Below are 15092 nucleotides of genomic sequence, written 5' to 3'. Positions count from 1 at the left end.
GGAACGGCGACGGGCCAGCGGCGAACTCGCGCTGGCCCTGCAGATCCCGCCCGGCTTCGGCGCGGATCTGCGGCGCGGCACAGGGACCGAGGTGGCGGCGAGGATCGATGGGGCCGATACCGGGCGCGCAGGCACCATAGAAAGCTACGTCGCGGGCGCCCACGCCCATGTGCTGGCCGAGGGAGCCGGCGCGGTGCCCGCGCTCGATATGCTCGCACAGCCTGCAACCGCAGGTCCTGCGGCACCGGTCGAGCTGGAGCCGCGGTTCCGTTACAACCCGACGATGGCCAGCCTGCCCGCCATCGGGCCCTCGATCCCGCCGCTGCTGTTGCTGCTGTTTCCGGCGATCCTGATGGCGGTCAGCGTGGCGCGCGAGAAGGAGATCGGCACGATCACCAATTTCTACGTTACCCCCACCGGGCGGGCCGAGTTCCTGATCGGCAAGCAGCTGGTCTATATCGGTATCACGATGCTTAATTTCGCCATCCTGACGGCGCTGGTGGTCGTGGTGCTGGGTGTGCCGTTGCGCGGTGACCCGCTGGTGCTGGCGCTGGCGGCGCTGATCTATGCGGTGGCGGCGACCGGCTTTGGCCTGATCGTGTCGATGATGACCGCGACCCAGGTCACGGCGGTCTTTGCCAGCACCATCCTGTCGGTGATGCCAACCCTGCAGTTCTCCGGGATGATGGAGCCGGTCTCCTCGCTTCAGGGTCCGGCGCGGCTGCTGGGCACCTTCTGGCCCACGACCTGGTACATGGCGATCAGCGTAGGCAGTTTCACCAAGGGGCTGGGGTTGGCCGATCTGAGCGGAGCGCTGATACGGCTGGCGGCCTTCGGGCCCGTCTTCACCGGTCTGGCCATCCTCGCACTGCGCAAGCAGGAGCGGTGATCGTGCAGCGCCTGACCAACATCTTCTGGCTGTTCGGCAAGGAGCTGAAGAGCGTGCTGGGCGATCCGGTGATGGTGATCCTGATCGTCTGGTCCTTCGTCGTCGCCGTGATGCTGGAGGCCAGTGGCGCGGGGGACACGGTGCGCAACGCGGCCATCGCCATCGTGGACGAAGACCAGTCCCCCCTTACCCGGCAGATCTCCGCGGCGCTGGCGCCACCCTGGTTCCAGACGCCGGTTGCGATGCCTCCCGTTCAGGCGAGTGCCGCGATGGACACGGGGCGGATCATGTTCGTCTTATCCTTTCCGCCTGACTTCACCGCCGACGTGATTGCCGGCAAGCGGCCCGCCGCGCAACTTCAGGTCGATGCCACGGCGGTGTCGCAGGCGCAGCTCGGCACAGACTACATCAGCAGCATCGTGCTTTCGGAAACCCGCGCCTTCCTGTCGGGCAACCCGGATGCGCCCGATTCGCCTCTGCGGCTGGAACTGCGCCGGGCCTTCAACCCCAACGGCAATCCGGTCTGGTTCAAGGCGGTGTCCTCATTGCTCAACCAGCTGTCGCTGCTGACCATCGCGCTGACCGGCGCGGCAATGCTGCGTGAGCGCGAACACGGCACCATCGAGCATCTGATGGTGATGCCGCTGACCCCGGTGGAGGTGGCGCTGTCCAAAGTCCTGGCGACGATGGCGGTGGTGCTGGCGGCCTTCATCGGCTCGCTTCTGTTCGTGGTGCAGGGGGTATTGCAGGTACCGGTGGCCGGATCGGTACCGCTGCTGGTCGCGGGCGCGGCGGTCTATCTGTGGGCGGCCGCCGCGATCGGCATGTTTCTGGGCACCATGGCGCGCAGCATGGCGCAGTTCGCGCTGCTCGTGATCATGGTGATCATCCCGGTGATCATGCTGTCGGGGGGCATGGGCGCAGTGGAGAGTCAGCCCGAGATCATCCAGCGCCTGACGCTGGCGCTGCCCTCGCGCCACTTCCTGGCCTTCGCCAAGGCGGTGGCGTTCCGCAGCGCGGGCATCGAATCGGTCTGGCTCGAACTCATGTTGATGGCGGGACTGGGGGCCGCCTTCTTCGCGGCCAGCCTTGCCCTCTTCCGCCGCTCGATGAGCCTGAGCGGTTGACGTGGGCGGGTTGGGCAGAGTTCCGCCCTGTCGTTCGACAGGCTTGCGTTTATGCGGCCTCACTTAATAATCAGGGCTGTTCCGCAGGAGTTGTGGGCGCAAAAAAAAACATTTTCTCTCGCCAAGACGCCAAGAACGCCAAGATTTACGATCTCATTCAGCCGATTAACGGGGGCGAAACCGGTGCCACCCGCGAAAGAGGAAGCGTGCCCCGCAGGGTTTTGTCCCTTGGCGTTCTTGACGTCTTGGCGAGAGCAAGAAATTCTATCCGGAAAAAACCACTCCCCTGCCCATTTGTCTCCCGGCACGTCAAGGGCTTGGCGGTCGGTGCAAGAGATATCTACGCGTATTCGCGCTTGTACGTGCGCCGTCCGTCTATCCTTCGCCACAAGGGCGTAACCTAACCCCTCCATCCACGACGATAACCAGAATGGCAATGGGAAAACAGCCATGACGAGCGGCATCGAACTTACGACCCACGTTGAGCCGTCATCCGGTGCGTTGCCCCAGGGCGATCCCTGCGTGATCGTAATCTTCGGCGCCACCGGCGATCTCACCTGGCGCAAGCTGATTCCGGCCCTTTTCCACCTGGCGTGTACCGGCTGCATGGCCCCCCAGTTTCAAGTGGTGGGGGTCGGCCGGCAGGCCATGGATCACGACACCTTTCGGGAACAGTTGCGAGAGGGGGTGGACCATTCGGACGAGAGTGGGCCCTTCGGCGAAGACGAATGGCGCGCCTTCGCACAGCGCCTCTCCTACCTGCAGGGCGATTTTGCCGATCCGCAGACGCACCGTCGCCTGGCCGACGACCTCAATGAACGATCGGAGCCCGCCGCCCAAAACCGGCTCTTCTATCTCGCCACCCCGCCCAGCGCCGCGCCACCCATCATTCACGGCCTTGCAGCCGCCGGCCTTAATCGGGAAGCGAAAGGCTGGTCGCGTATCGTCATCGAAAAGCCGTTCGGCCGCGACTTGGCCTCGGCCCGCGCCTTGAACGCCACCGTCGCCGAGGCCTTCAAGGAAAGACAGGTCTACCGCATCGACCATTACCTGGGCAAGGAGACGGTCCAGAACATCCTCTTTTTCCGCTTTGGCAACGCCCTTTTCGAACCGCTCTGGAACCGCGGCCATGTAGATTATGTGGAGATCACCGCCGCCGAACCCGGTGGCGTGGGCCACCGGGCCGGCTACTACGAGGAATCCGGGGCCCTGCGCGATATGGTGGCCAACCATCTCATGCAGCTGCTGGCGCTGACCGCCATGGAGGCACCGGTAGCCTTCGATGCCGATGCCGTCCGCGACAAGAAGATCGAGGTGTGGCGCAGCATTCGCCCGATGATCCCGGAAGAGGTCTCTCGTCGTACCGTGCGTGCCCAGTACCGGGCGGGCCGTGTCGATGGCACCGGGATCCCCGGCTACCGGGATGAGTCCGGAGTAGCGCCGGATTCCTGCACCGAGACCTATGCCGCGCTGGAGTTGCACGTCGACAACTGGCGTTGGGCCGGCGTGCCGTTTTACCTGCGCACGGGAAAACGGTTGGCGCGCCAACTGACGGAGATCGCGGTGCACTTTCGCCACCCGCCCCTCGCCCTGTTTCCGCAGGAGCAGGCACTGCGGCCCAATGTCATCAACCTGCGCATTCAGCCCGACGAAGGCATCAGCCTCGCCTTCGGCGCCAAACAACCCGGGGCGGAGCGCAAGACGGTGTCGGTGAGTATGGACTTCTGCTACCGCTCCGCCTTTGGTGAAAACCCGCCCTCCGCCTATGCCGTGCTGCTGCTCGACGCCATGCGCGGCGATCCCACCCTGTTCACCCGTTCCGACGGCGTCGAGGCGCAGTGGCGTCTGATCACCCCAATTGAGGAGGCCTGGAGCGCCCGGAGCGGTGCTCCGCTGCCCGCTTACCCGGCAGGCAGCGACGGCCCACCGGAGGCCGATGCCTTGTTGGAACGCAACAGACACCGGTGGCGCGCCATCAAGGACAGTCCCGGGATGTGCAATTCGCAGACGTGAGCACGGGGGCAGGGATACACCCATCCTTTGACTACCCTTCAAGCAAGTCACTTTTCGGGAGGAGAACATGCGAGGCACCCTGTTCGCTTTTCTGCTCTGCCTTCTGCCGCTGGCCGTTTCCGGCGGGACCGACAATTCCATTTTGTCTAACACGGGCAAGCTACCCGTTCAGCCGCTGGCCGCGCCGTTGGCGGTTCCTCTCGAGAGCTATGAGAGCAGCGTCGTGGCGGGCGGACCGGGCCGTGACGGCATCCCATCCATCGACAAGCCTCGGTTCATCCCGCCCGAAGAAGCCGATCGCTATCTGTCTTCCGACGACATCGTCTTCGGCGTGACCCTGAACGGCCAAGCCAAAGCCTATCCGCGGGGTATCCTGGTATGGCACGAGGTCGTCAACGACCGCATCGGCGATCGAACAATCAGCATCACCTACTGCCCCTTGACCGGCACGGCCCTCGGCTTCGAGCGCGGCGACACGACCCTGGGCGTGTCGGGTCAGCTCGTCAACAGCAACCTGATCCTCTATGACCGCGCCACCGAAAGCCTGTGGCCCCAGATCCTGTCGACGGCCATCAGCGCCCGCTGAAGGGACAGTCTTTGAAAGGGTTTCCTGTCGTGTGGACGACCTGGTCTCAATGGAAGTCACTCCACCCCGACACCACCGTGCTGTCGACGGACACCGGATACACAAGGGAGTATTTCGGTGATCCCTACGGAGGCTATCATCCGAAGCGCGGTTACTACCGCACCGACGTGCCGCCCCGTTTCCCCGTGTTGCACACCGACTCGCGCCTGCCGCCCAAGGAGGTGGTGATCGGCGCCCGAACCGCCTCCGGTGCCGTCGCGTTTCGAAAAGAGCGTTTGGCCCGGGAAAAGGTCATGGAGGGGCGGATCGCTACCGATTCCGCCATTGCCGTGTACGACGAACGGCTCGGCACCGGCTATGTCTATCACGCACCGGGTGGACTCGATCTCACCAAAGGCGACGGCAATCTGATCGTGGATGGTGAGGCCTACGCCCCGGATGAACTGCCCCTGGAGCGGATAAACGCCTTTGAGGTGATGTGGTTTGCCTGGTACGGCTTCTTCCCCGAGACCGCACTCCATGAGTGATCGAATCACCTGTGCCGCCCCAATTACATCCTCGTTAATAGCTGTTTATGAACTGCTGAGGAGAGGTTTGCCGGCGCTGAGAGGCTGCGCTTGGAGCCACCTTTATCCGTCTGCTTCCGACCCGCACCCGTCATCCCCCGAAGGCGGGAATCCAAGTGGCAACCGGCAGCTTACGACCCAAAGCTGCCAATCAGGCAGACACCATGGTACGTCCTTTACCCTATTACGCCTTCTCTTCTGTGAAGTAAATCTCTGTGGTCAAATCTGACATATCCTCCGGAGAGAACCCACTAACAAGCTTCTTTTGTTCATTCTTGGCTAATCTGCGAATGCGCTCTAGCTCTAGCTCCCTATCCGTAAGCAGAATAACCCGCCGACGATACTCATCGTTCAACGACTTTGCCGCTTGAGTTAACTCGCGGGAAAACGGTGCTAGCTGGGACAGTACTACGAACGTCTTGAAACGTTTACGAGGAAGCGCATCTGCAATCGCTCTCAGGATTTGAATGTCTTGCGAACTGATCGGACCCTGGTCTTTACACTCCCCGAGTATCACCACGGTCTTTCGCGGGTAAGCCCTTGGTATGATCCATACGAAGTCAACCTCAGACTTTGCCCCAGATCCGTCTTTTGGCTTCAGGTCTAACGATGGCGAATAAGACCCTTCATGCAGCCCCCCTCCGAACTCTTCCCCAAGATAATCAAGTGTCAGTGATACAGGCACAGCGCCCAATGCGTTCTTCTCCGCCCCGAACACACCTGAGCGCCGGAAATGCCATTCATTCGAGTCAGTCAGTTGCCGAGACGCGTCATGTTCATACCCGCAAAGATCGCATACGACACGTTGTTTCAACGCATCCAAAGACGTCCAAGTGCCCATTCTACAGCTTGGGCACACAAGCTCGACACCGATTCGGAATAATCCCTTCTCGACAAGATACCCAAATACGGCATCTTGTTTAAGCTTTTCGCCAGGAGGCCGGGGCTCTATGTACAGATCATCAAAGTCATTAAAAGTGACATCGGGCCTGTGGGGGTCTTTGCAGCCAATAATCTGAAGAGCCGACCGTTTTGTGAAAGCCCCGCCTGGACCATGAGTCTTGAGTAGTCGACGAACACCCGGGATCTTGAATACCCTTGCTCCATGAATACCGCCAAGCCTCGCAATCAGCTGTCTTGTCACTAACCCAGCGGGGCTCAGTTTCGCCGCGTAACCAGCTAAGTCAAAAACTCGCTCCGTCAGCTCGCCCACGGGCAACGCGTACAAAAAGGTGTCGCGGTCTGCCGCATCAATCACGAGACCTATACGCTCGGGCTCAACCCGCACCCTGTCATACAGAAAGTGCATTGTGCGTCCATAAAACTCATTAAGCTCTGGAATGTACGGCGGATGGAAAGTGTGCTGCTCGTCCCCATACAACGCGCCAATAAGTGACATAGACGCCACCAAATTCTGTCGACTGAAAGATATGTCGCCGCAAAAAGGTTTTTCAGGCAAAGCGAACGACACCTTCGGTTTTCCTCCTTCGCCGCCCAGCACACCAAGGGCAGACGCATACCCGAAGTGCATCATTGGCGCTCGCACATTTCGCCCATTCCATGTGTGATCCGTTACGCGGCAGCGCAAGAAGCCCGCATTTCCAAAGGGTTTGCACGCATCCTCAAGATCTTCGCGCCGAGTCCATATCGCCACCCGCCGATCCCACTCGTGGCGATAGCCTGCGACCATCTCTCGCATTGCTTTTTCCCAGGATGGAATTAGCTCCGCATAGCGTCCGATATGGTTTGGGTCAATGAACCAGAGCGGAATGTCGCACGCCCTCAGATTCCAATGGCACACCAAGTCATCAAAGTCCGCAGCACTGCCCACGAAGAAGCCCGGGCTATCGCGACCAGCGCCTGGACTATAGTGGCGTTCTAAGCCGACACGGGATAAGTGCCAAATCCCTGAATGTTGGATAACGTCGGCCGGTACTGGCTGTGTAATTTCTAACGTCGAGTCATTGCCTTCTGATACCTCAAGCAACAGGCTTCGATAGTCTGTTCCAACTTCTTCGACTGACGGATAATCGCCCAATTGCGCCAATAGTATGTCTGAAAGCGGATCGTCTGGCCGCCACCTACGCAGCCGAGCCCCCTTGTTAATGACCGGTGTCCTCCCAAGCTTTTCCCTCCAATGTGCTAGGGCATTCCGTACGTCAAGAACATTCGCATAGGGTGGATAGTGTTCCGTTTTCTCGACAAAAATCGGGCCATGGAGTGGATTGATTAGATGCGGGTACTTCTTTGTAAAGTCATTAAGCTCGCCCGATTCACCAACCGGAAAAATGAAATCGACCCTGAACAGATCGATCAATTGACTTGCCGACTCGTGGTCAACAACAATGATTGGATTGAAGCGGCCTCCCCACAGTGCACTGGAGTACCGGATCGCCTTTCTGTAGGCGTCGAAGTCGCCCGCGCGAATCGCCCAGGCAATTCTCAAGGGACGATAGCTAATATCGACGCGCAGTGTATCCACGAATAATCTTCCTATAGTGGGACGTACACGGTTCCATATTGGCTGCTTCTTGCCAGCCCCGCCTCTTTTGAAGGTGGCAGCTTTGGGATCATTATACCGATTTGCTGGAGTGGTCCCTTTCTACTGAATGTCCGCTCCTGGCCGAATCTCGCCTAAGCCGATCAGCAGCAGCCGGGACTCCGACCCACAGCGGACGGTCAGTCGACCTTGAGTGCAGCGATACGAAAACTGCCTCCCGCGCCGCTGAATTCGGGGCGGCTACAGACATTCGTGGGCATCCCTTAGCCACAGCTGGCATCTGCGGTGACGCCAAGGGCTTAGCTTCGGGAGCTTGACAAGTCCACTTCGGCTCAGTTGCTGCCTAAGCGTCAACATCATCGAAAATCGAACGCAATCCAGCTTGATTTTCACGTGGTAGTTCTCCCCCCGCCGAGTAATCTCGCGGATCTGTTTCCTCTGGCATTTCCGACAACAATGTCTCGATGAGACTTTCTACTCCATTCAGCGCATCAGAAATCACCAAAGCTGCATCCTTATCTTGTCGAAATTCTCTTTGGTAATCCTGTAGCGCAGATTTCAGCAAATCAAAATACGTTCCGGGGTCGTCTTCTTCTGGATCAAAGTTACTCCTCCAGTCATCAAGGCATTCGTCGAGCTTCGGCAGCAAGTCCGCGCGAACGTGAGTCAAAATGTCTTTGCGTTCATCAGAAGTGATCAGGTTCCTAAAGTCGTCCCGAAGGAAATCAGAGTCAGGCGTGTCAACAGCCAACTGCCTTATGCGAGCGAAGGCTTTAACTCTGTTAATCTCTGGCAATAACTTGAGCTCGTTCAGCTTTAGTAAAACATCTACGTCCGGCACGACCGACAAATAAGAGTACATCTGCAGCCCACCCAGGAAGTCAGGATTAATTGCAATGAATTTCGTCAAAAATAGCTTATCGCAACGGTACGCCAAAAACCGATAAAGTGAGGTTTTCTCAGGCCACTTGCCAACATTCATTTCACTTAAACGTTCAATTACTGCGTCATAGCGGTTTGTTGGGACGATAACTTTTACGCCTTTGATGCCGATATGGCCGCACGACACCTCTGACAAAAGAGTTCGGAGAGGTGCGCCTGCGAGATATATATCCATGAGCTCCATATTGTCTGCAATGACTGCAGCAAACGCATCTCGTACAGTAGGGTGCTTGAAACGCCACTTATGTGTTCCGCTGCTCACGGTGTTGAGAAGCAGACTCCCATTAAGAGCATTCATCGACTCGACGACTCGTGACTGTGTTCCGCCAAGCCGGGTTATCGCGATTTCTTCGTCTTCGGAGAACTGAAGAGGGCTTTCCACTTCGCCCCCGCGCATAAATACTAGCGCTAAAGCCGAGCGCGCCCCGTCATCTATCGTATTGATAACCTCAGCCAACAGTTTCAAAGGACGCGCGACAAAGGCGTCAATACCACTATCCGTAACTACAAGATTTCTGGTGAATAGCGGGTTACCTAGCCGCCGCGCAATTTCTGGGCTAAATGCTCTGTGCGCTGCCACGCTCGGCAAAAACGGCTTAAGTCTTGTTTTGAAACTCTGAGGCTGAGAGCCCAAGCGAACATGATTGTATAAAATTTGCTCTCGCTCAGCCTTAGAGATGTCTTGTACGTGGATTACCACTTTCGACTCTTGGATGACAGGTAGCGCTGATTCTTTGAGAAAGCGTTTTGCGCTGTTATATACGTAGTCACGAGAGGTGAAAAGTACTTTTGCCCCGCGATGGATCGCGGCACGTATGTGCGGAAAGGTGCGGCTCCAGTCAACCGCACTTGTTACATCCAACTGAGTTGGCCCGAACGCATCATCGACCCAAAAAAACTGTTTCTCATGGGGGTTAAAGTGTGTAACGAAGTCATCCGCATTCCGGACCTTGACTGTTGATGAACCCCACTTGTCGAGGGACGCCAGAGCCAGTGTCGCAGCAATCGTCGACTTACCGCATGCAGGTTCGCCGAGCAGTAGCACAAAACCGTGCTCAGTTAAAGCATTCGCGCTTCTGCGGTAGGCGTCGGTAATGACAAACTTGCGCAAATCATCCCCTATTGCGGCAAGAATTTCTTGCGCCTGGTCATAGGCCCTTTGGTCCATGATGTGGCTTAGGTCGCCCAACCCATACACGCGCGGGACCAGCATTCTTAGTCGCGCGGACTCGCGAATCATCTGCGATATGCGCTCACACCCATATGCGACAAACCTATCGATTCCCGGAATATTTTCAAAGGCTTCTTTAATATTTTCTTCAACCGTCCCCGTTAGCCGAGCATTGGTAAAGAGAATGTAGTTGGAAGCGAGCCCGCGGGAGGCCAGGCGTTTAGCCTTGTTAAGCTCACCAGTAAGCTCGCCAAATTTAACTTGCACGTCTGCTTTTGCAGTGAACTTGCATTGCGCGGTGAAAGTGCCAGTGAGGGCTTCGCCATATTTAGGTTTCCAGGTTCCGCGAAACGCGCCATCGCGCCCCCCGTCATGGGAGTCAAAAAAGGTTTGGACAGTCTGCCCAAATACCTCTGCCATTATCGTTGTGCAGAGATTCTGAAACGCTTTCCAACCGAGTGAATGAAGCTGGTAATTTACTTCGGCTCCCTGCGCGTGCGCATCAAACTGTTGTGACATTTATGCTCCGTTGTGCCTTGCTCTTCTTTCGCACTCGATCGAGCAGGTCTCGAACTTCCGGCAAAGTATGGCGATTTCCCCAAACTCCTGTCTTTCGCCTCGAATTCTAGAATCCTGGGATCCGGGGCCAGTATACCGATTTGAGCACCTCCCGCTCGTGCCTGAATGACGGCTCCTGGCCGATTGCTGCCGCTGCTACCTGGATTCCCGCCTTCGCGGGAATGACGGGTATCGGCCGATAGCTGCTGTAACGCCTCTTTACCCACCTATCTCGCCCTCTTTCCCGAATCGGTAAGCTTGTAAACGGCAGCCGTGAGAGGGTTAGCCGGCGGCAATCCGTTCCCGGCACAGCGACTCCGTCGTTTCCAGTAGCTGTTTGACGCGTGGGGCGAGGTATTCCACTTCCTGCCAGAACACCTGGAAGTCCTTGTGGTAGCGGGCGCCGATGTAGGCTTTGTCCAGTAGCGTGAAGCGTTCGCTCTCTTCGCGGGTGCGTTGGGGGAAGATCGCCTCGAACACCGGGCCGAAGCGTTCGGCGGAGAGTCCCAGGTGTTTGAGGAAGTGTTCGTGGGGGCAGTAGCCGGTGAAGACGAGGAGGATCGCCTTGTAGGCGGATTCGGCGGCCTGATTCAGGTTGAACATCGCGCCGCGGAGATCGCCTTCTTCGTAATCGATTTGATAATGCCGATAGAAGCGGGTGGCTCGATTGAACCAGGATTCAAAGTCGATCTGGGCGATACGCCGTTTCTCTTCCGGTGAAAGCTGCCGCGGTTCGGCCAGTTCGTGCAGCTCGGAGTCGTACAGCAGGCGCCCTTCCCGCTTGATGTCGAGGAAGAAGTAGCGACTCTCCTCCAGAGCTCTGTCCACCTCGTCGATGGAGTGGCAGATGAGCCGCACTAGTGCCGAGAGGCCGGCCCGGTTGCAGGCGTCTTCCACCTTGGACCAGCGTGCCGCGTCGGCGGCGAGTGCTTTGTCCTCAACGATGACCAGGATGTCGTAATCAGAGGCGTGGCCGGACCAGCGCTTCGGCGCAAGATCCCTCTCCTCCTTGAAGTCGCCCCGCGCATAGGAGCCGAAGAGGATGATCATCTCGACGTCTTCGTGCGCCCGGATGATGCGCACGATCTCGCCAAGCTCGCGCTGCTTGGCTTCGGGCAGGTGGGAAAGGTCGGTCTGCATTTTTCCGCGGTCGTTGAGGCTCTCTTCCTTTCGGTACATCGGTGCCCTTCCCTATTGCCTGTCGCCTGTGCCTCGGTCGGCCTGTCGATTTTCTCCGCGGCGCTTTGCCGTGCGGAAACGTAGTGGATATCGGGTTCGATGGTAAAGGGGCGCACAGACAACGGCAAGTCGGGACAGCTGTGAATGGCTCGGCGTATCGACAGCGACTCCCCCGATCGGGCGACGGACACCACCTGCCGCGAGACGCGGTTGCCCCGGGACACAAGCGCATGCCCCTTTATCGCAATCCGTTTTCCACTACCATACAGCGGTCTTCAGGCGGCCGCTGCGCCCGGCGATGCCGGTCCGGGGGAGGGTGTAATACAACAACGCGGGGCACTGCTCCGGGGAATAAGCCCGCCGCCACGGATCCCGAGGCGCAGGTGAAGCTCCTCATGACCGGTATCTTCGGGCTGCGGGTGTACGCCAAAATGCAAATGCCTGCCGGGACGCTTTCCTTGATCGCACAGACGTTACTCTCCGGCCTGCAGCGCTGATCGGCAACAGTGGTTTGAGTGGCGAGAGGAGCCCCGATGCCCCTTCATTGAAGTGACTGCGAAACCCCACCAACGATGCCTCACAGCCTTTCCGATACTTGCTAGGGTCAGTAGACGAGACCAAGCACAAGTCGCATCCGGTTGCATAGTCGAGAGTCAGCCATGGATGGTTCAAAGGTTGTGGTAGTCACCGGGGCGTCGGCCGGTATCGGCCGGGCCGCTGCCATAGCTTTCGGGCAAACCGGCGCCAGCGTCGCCCTGTTGGCCCGCGGCGAAGCCGGCCTGGAGGGCGCGGCGCGAGAGGTCAGGGAAGTGGGCGGAAGGGCACTGGCCATTCCAACCGATGTGTCGGACGCGGAACAGGTCGAAGCCGCCGCCGGGCAGACGGAGCGGGAAATTGGTCCCATCGATGTCTGGGTGAACGATGCGATCGTCACGGTATTCAGTCCGGTCGAGCGCATGACCGCGGATGAATATCGCCGTGTCACCGAGGTCTGCTATCTAGGCACCGTGCATGGCACCTTGTCGGCGCTGAAGCGCATGCGCGAGCGTAACCGGGGGACGATTGTTCAAGTCGGCTCGGCACTCGCTTATCGGGGGATCCCGCTGCAGTCGGCGTACTGTGCCTCCAAATTCGCCATTCGGGGTTTCACCGAATCGCTTCGTAGCGAGCTGATCCACGAGCGGGTCGCTATTCACGTCACCATGGTACAACTCTCCGCCTTCAACACCCCGCAGTTCCAGTGGTCACGCACCCACGTCGATAAGCACCCCCAGCCGGTACCGCCGATCTTCCGCCCCGAACTGGCCGCTCGTGCCATCGTATGGGCCGCGGAACATCGGCGGCGCGAACTGAAGGTGGGCTGGCCGGCGGTCAAGACCATCTGGGGCAACAAGTTCTTTCCAGCTCTCGGAGACCGACTGGCGGCAAAACAGGCCTGGGAGAGCCAGATGATAGACGAGACGATCGATCCCGATCGGCCTTCCAATCTTTATCATCCGCTGCCTGACTTCTACGGGGTCCATGGACGATTTTCCGATCGCACCAGGCCTTTCAGCGTCCAGTTTTGGTTGACCACGCACAGGCCGTTCACTACCACAGTTTTAGCCGTGGCCGTGGCCGCGGCTGCGCTACTACTGGCCTGGATGATGTGACGGGAAACCGGATGCGGTCCTGCCGGCATTATTCAGGTTGCCGGGCTGCCCGGGCGAGCGAGGGCAGGTATTCGCCATAGGTGGGGTGGATGTGCTGCAGCGGCTCCAGCTGCGATGCCGTGACGCCGGTCTCGATGAGGTCGAGCAGCACATGCACCAACTCCGCCGTCTCGTAACCGACCAGGGTGGCGCCGATGATGCGGTCGCTTTCGGCATCCACTGTCAACTGGAAAAAGCCGGGATCATGGCCCCACTCGATGGCCCGGTTCGTGTTGCCGATATCCACGTATCCCTCGCGCACGGCGACCCCCTTCGCGGCGGCCTGTTCCGGGCTCAGACCGGCCCGGCCCACTTGTGGCTCGGTGAAGACGGCATAGGCGAGCACTCGGTCATCGCGCCGGCGCGGTTGTCCGGCCAGGGTTGCCAACAGCCTGCGATGATCCTCCCAGGAGACATGGGTAAACGCAGGCTGGCCCGCGGCCTCTCCGAAGGCGTAGACCCCGGGCCGTGTGCTCTCCAGGTGATCGTCGACGCTGATATGTCCGCGCTCGTCGAGTTCGATCCCCGCCCGGTCGGCATGCAGTGCCTTGGTGTTGGGTCGCCGTCCCGTGGCCAACAGGAGCGCATCGCCTTCAAGCATCTCCCCGTTGTTCAATGCCAGGGCAACCCGATTACCGGCAAGCGGCGAGGCGCGCTTCGCCTCGGAGCGCCGGTGCAGCACCACCCCGTCCCGCTGCAACGCCTCTTCGAGCACCGCACTCACCTGCGGACTCTCCTTGGCCAGCACGCGGTCGCCCCGGACGAGAAGATGCACCTCGCTCCCCAGCCGGGCCAGACCCTGGCCGATCTCCAGTGCGATGAAGCCACCCCCGATGATGAGCGTCCGTTCGGGGCAGCGCTCCAGCTCCCAGATGTTGTGGTCGGTGAAGTAGGACGTCTCCTGCAGTCCCGGAATGGGTGGCAGCGCGGCCGAGCTGCCGGTATCGATCACGGTCACCGGGGCGGAAAAGCTCCGGCCCCCGCCCCGAACGTGGCCCTGCTCGGCAAACGATGCCTCGGCCTCCACCACCTCGACACCCGCCGCCTCGAGCCGGCTCTGTGTCGACCGTGCGAAACGGTCGCGAATCTCGCGCACACGCCCCATCACCTTCGGGAAGTCGACCGTCACGTGACAGTTCACGCCGAGCACCTCCGCCGCAGAGGCTCTGCCTGCGGCGTGGGCTGCGGCCAGGAATGCCTTGCTGGGGGTGCAGCCCCAATTGATGCAGCTGCCGCCGAAACGCTCCCGCTCGAACAGCACCACTCGCCTGCCCTGTTCAGCCAGGGTCGTGGCAAACGGAATCCCTCCCTGGCCACTGCCGATGACAATCGCATCCACCGCTTCCATAGCCACTCTCCGTCGCTTTACCCAGGCCACCTCCCTGCTTCTCGAAACCTAGATGCTCGTGCCGGATACGTCCACGGAAACGCTCTGGAGAGCTCCTCTCGACGCGTGTCATTGCGAGGAGCCCCAGCGACGCGGCAATCTGGTACTCGGCTCTTCGAGATTGCTTCGTCGCTGGGGCTCCTCGCAATGACAGTTCGAGTTGGTCACTGATCGGCGCGGGAGCGGAAGGTGGAGCTTCTTAAGAACGTAACGATTCAGCCTTCCCTTGAACTTCGAACCACGGGGAACACGGGGAACACGGGGCGCACGGGGGGAGAAAAAACCCGAACAACTTGTTTACCCCGTGGTCCCCGTGTACCCCGTGGTTACCGGTTCTTCACTGATTCGGGCCTGCGCAGCAGGGGGGTACGGCTCCTGATGAACTTCCCCCCCGCTGTCATTACGAGGAGTCCCGGCGACGAGGTGACCTGGTGTCCTAACAGCGAGATTGCCGCGTCGCTGAGGCTCCTCCTGATGAACTTG

Annotated in this window: 10 protein-coding genes; 6 read left to right on the top strand and 4 right to left on the bottom strand. The window is 59.5% G+C overall.

Going from position 1 to position 15092, the window contains the following annotated elements; all coding sequences use genetic code 11:
• The 5 genes from Q7L05_RS14575 to Q7L05_RS14555 form a co-directional block, all read left to right on the top strand.
• Positions 1-889, top strand: an 889-nt coding sequence (locus Q7L05_RS14575) for an ABC transporter permease (protein ID WP_303908226.1), incomplete at its 5' end; no start/stop codon positions are given.
• A gap of 2 nt (positions 890-891) precedes the next feature.
• Positions 892-2016 (top strand): ABC transporter permease, encoded by a 1125-nt coding sequence (locus Q7L05_RS14570; RefSeq protein WP_303908223.1) that lies wholly within the window; start codon positions 892-894, stop codon positions 2014-2016.
• 450 nt (positions 2017-2466) lie between these two features.
• The gene (zwf, locus tag Q7L05_RS14565) at positions 2467-4029 is read left to right on the top strand and encodes a glucose-6-phosphate dehydrogenase (protein WP_303908219.1); all 1563 of its coding nucleotides are present in this window, start codon (positions 2467-2469) and stop codon (positions 4027-4029) included.
• A gap of 67 nt (positions 4030-4096) precedes the next feature.
• Entirely contained in the window at positions 4097-4615 is a 519-nt protein-coding gene (locus Q7L05_RS14560; protein ID WP_303908217.1) for a DUF3179 domain-containing (seleno)protein, read from the top strand.
• 29 nt (positions 4616-4644) lie between these two features.
• The gene (locus tag Q7L05_RS14555) at positions 4645-5142 is read left to right on the top strand and encodes a DUF3179 domain-containing (seleno)protein (protein WP_303908215.1); all 498 of its coding nucleotides are present in this window, start codon (positions 4645-4647) and stop codon (positions 5140-5142) included.
• A 223-nt stretch (positions 5143-5365) separates the two neighbouring features.
• On the opposite strand, the gene Q7L05_RS14550 is transcribed toward Q7L05_RS14555, so the two are convergent.
• The 3 genes from Q7L05_RS14550 to Q7L05_RS14540 all read right to left on the bottom strand — a co-directional run bounded on the left by Q7L05_RS14550 (position 5366) and on the right by Q7L05_RS14540 (position 11531).
• A complete protein-coding gene (locus Q7L05_RS14550) occupies positions 5366-7663 on the bottom strand; it encodes a hypothetical protein (RefSeq protein ID WP_303908212.1) in 2298 nt (765 codons plus the stop codon).
• A 361-nt stretch (positions 7664-8024) separates the two neighbouring features.
• The gene (locus tag Q7L05_RS14545) at positions 8025-10313 is read right to left on the bottom strand and encodes a hypothetical protein (protein WP_303908209.1); all 2289 of its coding nucleotides are present in this window, start codon (positions 10311-10313) and stop codon (positions 8025-8027) included.
• 321 nt (positions 10314-10634) lie between these two features.
• Positions 10635-11531, bottom strand: a complete 897-nt coding sequence (locus Q7L05_RS14540; protein ID WP_303908206.1) for a HEPN domain-containing protein — start codon at positions 11529-11531, stop codon at positions 10635-10637.
• 659 nt (positions 11532-12190) lie between these two features.
• Between Q7L05_RS14540 and Q7L05_RS14535 the strand changes: the two genes are divergently transcribed.
• A complete protein-coding gene (locus Q7L05_RS14535; protein WP_303908203.1) occupies positions 12191-13183 on the top strand; it encodes an SDR family oxidoreductase in 993 nt (330 codons plus the stop codon).
• A 28-nt stretch (positions 13184-13211) separates the two neighbouring features.
• Here Q7L05_RS14535 and Q7L05_RS14530 read toward each other — a convergent pair whose 3' ends face one another.
• Complete coding sequence (locus tag Q7L05_RS14530) at positions 13212-14570, bottom strand: dihydrolipoyl dehydrogenase family protein (protein WP_303908201.1); 1359 nt, start codon at positions 14568-14570, stop codon at positions 13212-13214.
• Positions 14571-15092 lie beyond the last annotated feature (522 nt).

The sequence above is a fragment of the Thiohalomonas denitrificans genome, from assembly GCF_016841685.1.
Classification (GTDB): domain Bacteria; phylum Pseudomonadota; class Gammaproteobacteria; order Thiohalomonadales; family Thiohalomonadaceae; genus Thiohalomonas; species Thiohalomonas denitrificans_A.
Note: the sequence above shows the minus strand (reverse complement) of the source record. Positions and strands in the feature narration are given on the sequence as shown.

Coding starts and splice junctions, on each gene's coding strand:
- zwf (WP_303908219.1), top strand. CDS start 2,467: ATGACGAGCGGCATCGAACTTACGACCCACGTTGAGCCGTCATCCGGT.
- Q7L05_RS14560 (WP_303908217.1), top strand. CDS start 4,097: ATGCGAGGCACCCTGTTCGCTTTTCTGCTCTGCCTTCTGCCGCTGGCC.
- Q7L05_RS14545 (WP_303908209.1), bottom strand. CDS start 10,313: ATGTCACAACAGTTTGATGCGCACGCGCAGGGAGCCGAAGTAAATTAC.
- Q7L05_RS14540 (WP_303908206.1), bottom strand. CDS start 11,531: ATGTACCGAAAGGAAGAGAGCCTCAACGACCGCGGAAAAATGCAGACC.
- Q7L05_RS14535 (WP_303908203.1), top strand. CDS start 12,191: ATGGATGGTTCAAAGGTTGTGGTAGTCACCGGGGCGTCGGCCGGTATC.
- Q7L05_RS14530 (WP_303908201.1), bottom strand. CDS start 14,570: ATGGAAGCGGTGGATGCGATTGTCATCGGCAGTGGCCAGGGAGGGATT.